The organism is Candidatus Angelobacter sp. (assembly GCA_035607015.1).
GTDB lineage: Bacteria > Verrucomicrobiota > Verrucomicrobiia > Limisphaerales > AV2 > AV2.
The window spans coordinates 1-10,023 of record DATNDF010000045.1; the positions used below are offsets into that span (position 1 = coordinate 1).

A 10,023-nucleotide genomic window follows, 5' to 3' on the forward strand; every position below is an offset into this window, starting at 1 on the left:
GATCGAAGAGCAACAAGGAACCAAACCCGTAACCCGCGGCCATCACACCAATCCGCCGGTTATCCGTTGATTCCGTGGATTGGTGTGATGGCCGCGGGTTACGGGTTTGGTTCCTTGTTGCTCTTCGATCCAGCCCGGCGCCGCCAGTGGTTGTTCCGCCTGGGCGCACTGTCGATTGCGTTCTTCATTCTGCTTCGCGCCACCAACGCCTATGGAGATCCAGACCGATGGTCGCACCAGAAGAACGCATTGTTCACGCTGTTCTCGTTTCTAAACTGTCACAAATACCCGCCGTCACTCCTGTATCTGCTGATGACGCTTGGGCCGGCGATGATTGTCCTGGCGCTGCTGGATCGGGGAACACCGCGATGGCTCCGACCGGTTCTGGTTTTCGGTCGCGTGCCGCTTTTTTACTATCTGCTTCACATTCCATTGATTCATGGTCTGGCTGTCGTGCTCGCTTATATCCATTTCGGCCATGCGGAATGGCTGTTTGCAAATCCAACCGGCGGCGGTCCCCCGCCGATGCCCGCGAATTACGGATACGGTCTGGCGGCGGTTTACCTGATATGGATATGCGTTGTGCTGGCGTTGTACCCACTGTGCCGCTGGTTTGCCGAAGTCAAGCGGCGGCGGCGCGAGCCGTGGCTTAGCTACCTCTGAGATTGTTGGGCAAAGTGAAAGCCACGAGCATCCTGGTCAACAAATAGTTGAAAAGGAGTGAAGTTCTCCGCAGTCTCTTGGCATGAGATTTGGGTGGAAAATCGGTCTGGCTTTAGCGGCGGGATTGTTTCTGACTTCCTGTGAAAAACGGGCGCCCTCCGCGCAGCCGAAATTGTCCACGCTCAAACTCTGGCTCGGCCCGAGGGAGCTGACTGCGGAGGTCGCGCAAACGCTGGTCCAGATTCAAACCGGCATGATGTTCCGGACGAACATCAACGAGGGTGAAGGAATGATATTCATCTTGCCATACCCGCAACAGGCGGCGTTTTGGATGAAAAACTGTGTTGTGCCCCTGTCAGTCGCCTACATAGACCCCGACGGAATCATCCAGGAAATCCACGACCTTCAGCCGGGCAATACGAATACGGTCTTCTCCGCGTCGGAGAATATTCGTTACGCCCTGGAAACCCGCCAGGGCTGGTTCGATCGGAACATGATTTCCACGGGCGTCGTCGTTCGCACGGAACGCGGCTCTTTGACGGAGACCTTTTTGGGGCGACGTTGAGCGCGCGATTGGCGCAACCCACATGAGAATTGCCCTGGCTCAGATCAACACAACGGTCGGTGACTTCGCCGGTAACGAGGAGAAAATCCTCGACGCTTATCGCCGCGGCGTTGAGGCCGGAGCAGAAATGGTGGTTTGCCCGGAACTGGCGACGACCGGCTACCCGCCGCGCGACTTGCTGCTCAAGAACGGCTTTATCAAGGGTAACCTTGCGTTGCTGGACCGTCTGGCGGCTGCAACAGACAAGACAGGTTTGCTTGTCGGTTACGTCGGTGAAAATCCGAGGCGGCCCGGGCGCGAGGCGACGAACTCCGTCGCTCTGCTGCAAAACGGGAAGATCCTGGCGACCCGCGTCAAGACGCTATTGCCAACTTACGATGTCTTTGATGAAGACCGTTACTTCGAGCCGGCAAAAGAAAATGCGCCGGTCGAGTTCAATGGACAGAAGATCGGCCTGACGATTTGCGAGGACGTCTGGAACGACGAGGACTTCTGGCGCGACCGGCGGTATCGGCGCAACCCCGCCGTGGAACTCGCCGAAGCGGGAGCGAAAATCATCTTCAATGTTTCGGCGTCGCCGTGGCACCTCGGGAAAAACCAGACGCGCATGGACATGCTCCATAGCCTGGTGGCTAAAACGCGCGCGCCCCTGGTTTATTGCAATCTCGCCGGTGGAAACGACGAACTCGTGTTCGATGGTTGCAGCCTTGCGTTAAACGAGGCGGGGGATTTGATCGCGCGCGGCGCGTTGTTCAACGAGGATTTTGTCGTCGTGGACACCGATTCAACCCACGCTGCCGGTCCTGACACGAGCGCGGACGAGGAGAAAGTTTTCAAGGCGCTCGTCCTCGGCCTGCGCGATTACATTCACAAGTGCGGCTTCAAATCAGTCGTGCTCGGACTGAGCGGTGGCATCGACTCGGCGCTAACGGCTTGTCTCGCGGTCGCGGCGCTTGGCGCTGAAAACGTCCGCGGTGTTTCACTGCCGTCGCAGTTTTCGTCCCGGGGCAGCCTCGACGACGCCCGTGTGCTGGCTGAGCGCCTGCAGATTCAGCACGACGTGATCCCCATTCAGCCGCCGTTTGACGCGGTCAAGTCGCAACTCAAGGACGTGTTCGCGAAACGGCACGAGGACACGACCGAGGAGAATGTACAGGCGCGATTGCGTGGCGTGACCTTGATGGCGCTTTCGAACAAGTTCGGTTCGCTGTTGCTGACGACAGGGAACAAAAGCGAATTGGCGGTGGGGTACTGTACGCTTTACGGGGACATGTGCGGTGGTCTTGCGGTCATTAGCGATGTGCCGAAGACGATGGTGTATCGGCTCGCGCGTTGGATCAACCGGGACAAGGAAATCATCCCGGCTGCGTCCATCACCAAAGCGCCGTCCGCAGAATTGCGCCCGAACCAGACCGACCAGGACTCGTTGCCACCGTACGACGTCCTCGACGCGATCCTCGAAGCCAACGTGGTCGAGGGCAGGTCCGCTGCGGAAATCATCGCGAGCGGATTTGACGAAGCTACGGTGAAGCGCGTCGTGCGGCTGATTGATCTGAACGAATACAAGCGCCGCCAGGCCGCGCCCGGATTGAAAGTGACCAGCAAGGCGTTCGGCGTCGGGCGGCGTATTCCGATTGCTCAACGATACCGCGAGGTCTGAAATGCATTCGAAGTCGAAGGAGCTTTTTGAAGAGGCGCTGAAATACATCCCCGGCGGGGTGAACTCGCCCGTGCGTGCGTTTCGCGCGGTCGGCGGACAGCCGTTTTTCGTCAACAAGGCGAAAGGTGCCCGCGTGTGGGATGTGGATGGCAACGAATATATTGATTACGTATGCACCTGGGGACCGGCGATTCTCGGTCACGCACATCCGAAAATCATCAGGGCGGTGCAGCAGGCTGCGGAAAACGGGACGAGCTTCGGCATACCAAACCCATCCGAGGTAACGATGGCGAAGCTTGTCTGCTCCGCTGTGCCGAGCGTGCAGAAGGTCCGCATGACGAATTCAGGAACAGAAGCCTGCATGTCCGCCATTCGACTGGCGCGCGGGTTCACGAAGCGGGACAAGATCATCAAGTTCGAAGGATGTTACCACGGCCACGCGGATTCGCTGCTGGTCAAGGCCGGCTCCGGCGCGTTGACGTTTGGTCATCCGGACAGCGCCGGTGTGCCTGCCGCGTTCACACAACACACCATTGTTCTTCCGTTCAACGACACTGACGCCGTGAAGGCCGCATTTGACGCGAACAAAAGCCAAATCGCCGGAATCATTTTGGAGCCTGTGCCGGGCAACGCGGGTTTGTATCTGCCGAAGCCGGGTTACCTGGGGTTTCTGCGCAAGATCACGGCGGAGAACGGCGCGCTGCTGATCTTCGATGAGGTAATGACCGGCTTTCGGCTCGCGTGGGGTGGGGCGCAGGAACGCTTCGGCATCGCGCCCGACCTGAGTTGCTTTGGAAAGATTATTGGCGGGGGTTTGCCGGTGGGCGCATTCGGTGGACGCGCGGACATCATGGATTTGCTCGCGCCGCTCGGTCCCGTGTATCAAGCCGGCACACTGAGCGGAAATCCATTGGCGATGGCAGCGGGCATCGCGGCTTTGGGAGAACTCTGCGAGCCCCTCACCCCGACCCTCTCCCATCCGACGGGAGAGGGAGAATCATCATCAGCCGGGGAACCTGCCGCACGGCCTACAAAGGGAGCGCGAGGTTCACAATCTATCCCCCGTCCAGAGGGTGCGGGGAATGTGTACGCGCGCCTCGAAGAAATGGGCGCGCAGCTTGAGACGGGGATGAGAGACGCAGCGAAGAAGGCTAAAGTGCCGGTACAGTTCAATCGCTGCGGCTCGATGTTCTGCGCGTATTTTGCCGACCACCCGGTCCACAATCTTGCCGACGCAATGCACAGCGATCGCGAACGTTTCAAGAAATTCTTTCACGGCATGTTGGCTGAGGGGATTTATCTGGCGCCGTCGCAGTTCGAGGCGGGATTTATTTCTACGGCACATACGCCGCAGGATATTCAAACGACAGCGAGCATCGCGACGAAAGTGGTTGGGCAACTTTAGTAAAATGCGCATCCTCGCCATTGACCACGGAACGAAGCGAATTGGCATCGCCATCAGTGATGAACTGGGGATGATCGCGCAGCCGTTGGAGTTCATCCCGGCGGAGCCGTTCGTTAAGTTTTTGGACCGGTTCAAAGAAATCCTGCGCGAGAAGCAGGTGGAATTGATTCTGGTCGGCATGCCGCGGAACATGGACGGGAGCTACGGTCCGGCAGCGTTGAAAGTGCAGGAGTTTGTCGCAGTGCTGAAGGGTTCCATCACCATTCCGATCAAAACGCTGGATGAGCGATTGACTTCCGTGCAGGCGAATCGGCTGTTGATTCAGGGCAACGTTCGCCGCGACGCGCGCAAAGAGAAAGTGGACAAGATGGCGGCGGCGATTTTATTGCAGGGCTACCTCGACGGTGTCCATTGAGGTCGGTCACAGATGAAACACGGATCGAACCCAGATTCGTTCTTTTTATCCGTCTTTGTTCTGTGTTCAATTGGTGGCTGAAAATGTCGGACATCCTCAAATTCAAGCTGGTCATTGCGTACGACGGCACGAATTACGAAGGCTGGCAAGTGCAGAAAACCGGAGTGGGCGTGCAGCAGAGAGTGGAAGAAGCGCTGGCGAAACTTTTCCCCGGCGGACCGCGGTTGCACAGTTCGAGCCGGACTGATACGGGCGTTCATGCGCTCGGCATGGTGGCGCATGTGGAGATTGGAAAGGCCGGATTCAAAATGCCCGTCCGCAAACTGGCCCTCGCGTTGAACGCGTGGTTGCCTGAAGACGTCCGTGTCGTGTCGGCGACCCGCTGCCGGCCGGATTTTCACGCGCGGTTCGACGCGACAGGCAAGCAGTATCGCTACTTTGTGTGGAACCACGCGGCGATGAATCCGTTGTTGCGCCATCGGGCATGGCACGTGCCGAAGCCGCTCGATCTGGCGGCAATGCGCGCGGCGGCGAGGCTGGTTCCCGGACGGCACGACTTCAAATCGTTCGCGGCCAATCGGAATTATGAAATGGAGTCCACGGTGCGCACATTGACACGTTGCGACATCAAGAGGGGCGGTCGGCTGTTGACCTTCATCATCGAAGGAGACGGGTTCCTCTACAAGATGTGCCGTGGCATCGTTGGCACGCTGGTGCAGGTGGGGCAGGGGAAGTTCGCGGTTTCGGAGATCAAGAAGATGGTTGACAGCAGGGATCGCCGCGCCGCCGGCATGACCGCGCCGGCGCATGGGTTGGTCCTTTGGAGGGTCTATTACCCAATGCGGAGACATCGAGGGCGCGGGAAGAAGCGAATGGGAAGTTCCGGTTCTCGCCTTCGCGCCCCGGCGGTTCGATCATGAACGTTGTTTTGGTCGAACCGGAAATTCCGCCGAACACGGGCAACGTGGCGCGGTTGTGCGCCGCCACGCATACCACGCTCCATCTGATCGAGCCATTCGGATTCAAGCTCGATGACAAACAACTGAAACGCGCTGGAATGGATTACTGGCAGCACGTGGAGTGGCATCGGTGGCCGAACTGGGCTGCGTTTCGAAATCAACTTCCGTCCGGCGCGCGGCTTTGGTTGATCGAATCGGGCGGGCCGACGCTTTACACTCAAGCCCGTTTTGCGCCGGATGATTACCTGGTGTTCGGGCGGGAAACCGCGGGGCTGCCGAAAAAGCTGCTGGAAGAAAAGCGCGATAGCTGGCTGCGCATCCCGATGTTCAATCCGGAATCGCGCTCTCTGAATCTTTCGAATTGCGCTGCGCTGGTGTTGTTCGAGGCTCTGCGACAGCAGGGGTTTCAGGGCGGAAAATGATCCGCAATCGCAGGAACCCATTCACAGCGCGGTTTCAGCCTCCTTGATGAGCGCAATGATTTTTTCCGGTTTGTCGACGGAGCTCAGGCTCTGTCGCAGTTTGGGATCACGAATGAGCCGGCTGATGCGGGCGAGAATCCCGAGGTGTTGCGCCACGGTGGTCGTGACCAGCAGAAAGAAAAGATGGGCGGGCCTGGCGTCGATCGCGCCGAACGCGATCCCCTGGTCGTGCCGGCCAAAGACGACCACTGGTTTTGCCACGAGGCCGACCAGCGCATTGCGCGCATGGGGCAGGGCCACGCCGTCGCCAATGCCGGTGCTGTGGAGTTGCTCCCGCTCCTGCAGGGCACGGAGGAGGGTTTGCCTGTCTTGTGGGCGGTCCGCGATCTCCGGAATCTTAGCGACAAGCTCGGCGAGCACGTCGTCGCGTTGGCGACCGCGCAAACGCAATTCGACCGTGGTGGGGGAGATCAAATCGCCCAGGAGAAGCCGCTTTTGCCCGGACCCTGCCATAAGTCGGCATCGTAGAACCGGTCTTGCCGCGATGAGAAGAAAAATTATTCTCGCGCCTGATCGGAGCGCATTGGATCTGTGGGGCGGCGGGAGAGTGGATTAGCGGGCCGCAGGTTCAGAAGTTGAGATCGCGCGGAAGGGTCGGGCGATGTTAGCGTTGCCAACCGGCGCGAAGACCCGCTAACGTGGACCGTCATGGGCGCTTGGCGCAGTGGTTAGCGCGTCTCGTTTACACCGAGTAGGTCGGGGGTTCGAATCCCTCAGCGCCCACCATTTCAGATTTCAGGCCGACGCGGAGATGGTTTTCAGATCTGCGCGGACCTGTTCGTAGGTCGTCGAATATCGCAGGACTTCAGGATCGGGCTCGGTTCCCCAATGTTTGCAGGCTTCGTGGTATGCCTCGGGCCACCAGTTGCGATGCTGTGTCAGGCCGTCTTCCCGCCACTTGTTCCAGTTCATCAGGACGCGCGACCAGCATTGGTCACCGTATTGAACGGCTTTTCTGGCATCGTCGAATTCCTTGAGATACCAGTCACGACCGATGCGCGCGTGCAGCACTTCGTCCGCCCAGTCGTAGTCCTGAAACAGGGCCGACAACGGATTGCGTGAAGCCATCCCGACCTCCCATTCGAAGCGTTTCCCGTTTTTCGGCATCAATCCCTGTTCGATGAAGTAAAGGACCGCGTGCCGCTCGATGGGCTTGAGTTGAGTGTTCAGCGCGAGCGACCATGTGAAATTGATCATGACGTTGCGTGGCCAGTCGATGCCGAGGTTGGCAAAGCCGACCTCGCCCATCATGGCGTGGCGGGCTTCGTCCCAGAGCTGCCGGGTCATGTCGCGGTAATAATCCCATGATTTGTCCGTTGTTTCGCTGATAATGCTGGCCATCATTTCCGGCACGTCAACTTCCCGCAGACGCTTGTAAAACATCATCAGCGTCTTCGGCTCGGGCGGAAATCTGGCGTCGTAAAGAAACACTTCGGCGTTCACGCCCATGTTAAAAGGATCGGGGAAACGCTCGTCGCGTTTTGGCCGGCCGTCGTATTGGTAAGGCCGGATTGAGTGGAGGCGCGAAATGTTCCTGGCGACAGGAGATTGTGTTCCGTCCAGTCCGCCGGCAACGGCCAGACAATCATCCAGCAGTGACAGCCAGGACAGCGTGCGCTCACGAACTGTCTCATCGATGAGACTGTCAACGGTCACGGCGCCAAACTTCAACATGTCGTCGAGTTCGAGCAAAGCGAACCGGCAGACGCGCGCGGATGGCTGGTCCGCCAGGGGGTTGGTGTCCGCCAAGTGGCGTTCCAACGCAGTTTTCAAGGCTGGCAACGCCTTTTCATAAAGGCCCAGAACCAGCTCCTCCGTTGTTGGCGCGGCCAGGATTTCATCAAACAGGATCTCAAGGCCAGGGTCCGGAACGACGTCGAGGCCGAGCGGGGGTTCGCGCATTTCACCAACCCGCTTCCTGAGCGTTGCCGTGTGTTCGGCACAGAGATACGCGTGCAGGCTGAAGCCCATTTTGAGTTCGTAAACCGGTTCGGCGGTGATGCGAGCGGTGAAAATCTGGTGGAGACGTTTGAACGCGTAATGATAACGCTTGAGCCGCCGGACACATTCCTCAACCGACAGCCCCGGCTTCATCGCCTGGTCCATCGAGCATACGCCGGCCAGCGCCGGCAGGTTGCGATACGTTTTATAGGTGTTCATGGAGGAGTTCTGTTGAAGTCAACTTACAGCAAGCGGCCGAAAAGCACGACAGTGAAATCAGAGACCGGGGAGAATGTCGGTGGAGCGGCGGATCAGAAGCTGAAATTTGCCGTGTTCGTCCGCCACACGTCTTCGACCGCCCACAAATTGAGAGGGGTGAGCGATCGCCCGAACTTGAGGAACCGCGCGCTGCCGTCGGCAAACGCGAAATCAGAACCGCCGGCGCGATTGTTGTTGTTCCCGCCCGTCGAGTGACGGCCGTGCTCGACCTCCTGAAGGTCGTTTCCCATATCCCCCTGAATAAAGTCCATGTAGAAATGCCCGGACTTGGAGCGTTTTTCCCCAATAACCACGGTCTCGGAAGGCTGGTGAACGGCTGATTCTGGCATCGTGAACAGACCGCTGCCGCCCATGTAGCTTTGGAACTGACCGGCTTCCAGTGAAACCTGGAAGAAATCGTTCCATGCATTGATGATATAACTTCGCGGGGCGGCATCGGCGGGAAAATTGGTTGGATCGGCGCCGAACGTGGTGGGATTTGGAACGTCCGTCGGGCATTTCAATACGCGCAAATCTTTGTAGGTCTCCCGCAGCCGGGTGGTCCATGCGGGGTTGAAAACGCGCGGCGGGAATTTTCCCGCGTTGTCGTCGGCGTAAATGACATGCGCGATGCTGAGTTGGCGCAAATTGTTTATACACGCGATGCGGCGGCCGCTCTCCTTGGCGCTGGCCAGCGCGGGCAGAAGCATTCCGGCCAGTATCGCGATGATGGCGATGACCACGAGCAGTTCAATCAATGTGAACGCCCGGGCGGCATCGTCAGGGACGAATCCGGCAACCGAAGGTTTTCGCGACTCTACGGGCATTGTCGGAGGTTACGGGGAGGTTTTACCGGTGTAAGGGGTTTCGAGCAAGCCGAACTTTGCCGGCTCGAGCGCCATGCGGTCGGCCGTCGCCGTTTTTGGTGCGCGCTCACAAAAATTAAATCTACGACAGAGTTTTCTCGTCATAAGAACTTGATTCGTATAAAATCCGTCGTTCCTGTGCACCGACTGTCTGCCATTGCGCCTTTCTGCTTGCTGTCCGTCTCGGCTTTGGTCGCGCCGCCGAGCGTCGCGGCCGCGGGCCGGGAACAGGCGGTGCGAAGGGTGGACGTCGATTTTGACCGGGATATTCGGCCCATTTTCTCGAAACGATGCTATTCCTGTCACGGCGCGGAAAAGCAAAAGGGCGGCCTCCGCCTCGACAACAAAGCGAGCGCCCTGGGTGGCGGTGACGACGGGAACGCGATCAGGCCCGGGAACAGCGGCAAGAGTTCGCTTTTCAAGTACGTGGCCGGGCTTGATGCCGAGAAAATCATGCCGCCCAAAGGCGAGCGCCTGACTTCAAACCAGATCGAGAGATTGCGGCAGTGGATTGATGCCGGCGCTCCGTGGCCCGACGAAATCCCATCGGCGGCGGCGCCTGACCCCCGGAACCACTGGTCCTTCAAGGCGCCGGTTCGTCCCCATATTCCGCCGGTGCGAAACAAACGCTGGGTTCGTAATGCCATTGATGATTTTATTCTGGCCAGACTGGAAGAGCAGGGGTTTACGCCCTCGCCGGAAGCGGATCGCGTGACGTTGATCCGGCGGCTCTCCCTGGATTTAATTGGCCTGCCGCCGAAGCCGGAGGAAGTCAGGAATTTCGTCTCCGATAGAAAGGCCGGCGCGTA

Annotated in this window: 11 protein-coding genes and 1 tRNA gene; 9 read left to right on the top strand and 3 right to left on the bottom strand. The window is 58.7% G+C overall.

The annotated features are described in order from the left end of the window. From VN887_01900 to VN887_01930, 7 genes are all read left to right on the top strand, one after another. Positions 1 to 663: hypothetical protein (locus VN887_01900; GenBank protein HXT38755.1), on the top strand; the 663-nt coding region annotated here is incomplete at its 5' end. Positions 664 to 745: 82 nt separating this feature from the next. Beyond that, positions 746 to 1,228, top strand: coding sequence for a DUF192 domain-containing protein (locus VN887_01905; protein ID HXT38756.1), 483 nt, complete (start codon positions 746 to 748; stop codon positions 1,226 to 1,228). A gap of 22 nt (positions 1,229 to 1,250) precedes the next feature. Further along, on the top strand, positions 1,251 to 2,888 hold the full coding sequence (locus VN887_01910; protein HXT38757.1) for an NAD+ synthase: 1,638 nt from the start codon (positions 1,251 to 1,253) through the stop codon (positions 2,886 to 2,888). A 1-nt stretch (position 2,889) separates the two neighbouring features. Continuing rightward, positions 2,890 to 4,293: a glutamate-1-semialdehyde 2,1-aminomutase gene (locus VN887_01915; protein ID HXT38758.1), complete on the top strand. Its 1,404-nt coding sequence runs from the start codon at positions 2,890 to 2,892 to the stop codon at positions 4,291 to 4,293. Positions 4,294 to 4,297: 4 nt separating this feature from the next. Beyond that, the gene (gene ruvX, locus VN887_01920) at positions 4,298 to 4,708 is read left to right on the top strand and encodes a Holliday junction resolvase RuvX (protein ID HXT38759.1); all 411 of its coding nucleotides are present in this window, start codon (positions 4,298 to 4,300) and stop codon (positions 4,706 to 4,708) included. Positions 4,709 to 4,791: 83 nt separating this feature from the next. Continuing rightward, complete coding sequence (gene truA / locus VN887_01925; GenBank protein ID HXT38760.1) at positions 4,792 to 5,628, top strand: tRNA pseudouridine(38-40) synthase TruA; 837 nt, start codon at positions 4,792 to 4,794, stop codon at positions 5,626 to 5,628. Continuing rightward, positions 5,625 to 6,089, top strand: a complete 465-nt coding sequence (locus tag VN887_01930; protein ID HXT38761.1) for a tRNA (cytidine(34)-2'-O)-methyltransferase — start codon at positions 5,625 to 5,627, stop codon at positions 6,087 to 6,089. Before truA ends, VN887_01930 begins: the two co-directional genes overlap by 4 nt. A 21-nt stretch (positions 6,090 to 6,110) precedes the next feature. On the opposite strand, the gene VN887_01935 is transcribed toward VN887_01930, so the two are convergent. Next, positions 6,111 to 6,602: a PTS sugar transporter subunit IIA gene (locus tag VN887_01935; GenBank protein ID HXT38762.1), complete on the bottom strand. Its 492-nt coding sequence runs from the start codon at positions 6,600 to 6,602 to the stop codon at positions 6,111 to 6,113. A gap of 197 nt (positions 6,603 to 6,799) precedes the next feature. Here VN887_01935 and VN887_01940 point away from each other — a divergent pair. Beyond that, positions 6,800 to 6,875 (top strand) — tRNA-Val (locus VN887_01940). Positions 6,876 to 6,884: 9 nt separating this feature from the next. Here VN887_01940 and VN887_01945 read toward each other — a convergent pair. Together VN887_01945 and VN887_01950 are read right to left on the bottom strand one after the other, a co-directional pair. Beyond that, positions 6,885 to 8,309, bottom strand: a complete 1,425-nt coding sequence (locus tag VN887_01945; GenBank protein ID HXT38763.1) for a hypothetical protein — start codon at positions 8,307 to 8,309, stop codon at positions 6,885 to 6,887. A 92-nt stretch (positions 8,310 to 8,401) separates the two neighbouring features. Beyond that, positions 8,402 to 9,175 carry a type II secretion system protein gene (locus tag VN887_01950; GenBank protein HXT38764.1) on the bottom strand — a complete coding sequence of 258 codons (774 nt, stop codon included), beginning with the start codon at positions 9,173 to 9,175 and terminating at the stop codon, positions 8,402 to 8,404. A 177-nt stretch (positions 9,176 to 9,352) separates the two neighbouring features. On the opposite strand from VN887_01950, the gene VN887_01955 reads away from it, so the two are divergent. After that, a partial coding sequence (locus tag VN887_01955; GenBank protein HXT38765.1) for a DUF1549 domain-containing protein occupies positions 9,353 to 10,023 on the top strand: 671 nt, incomplete at its 3' end.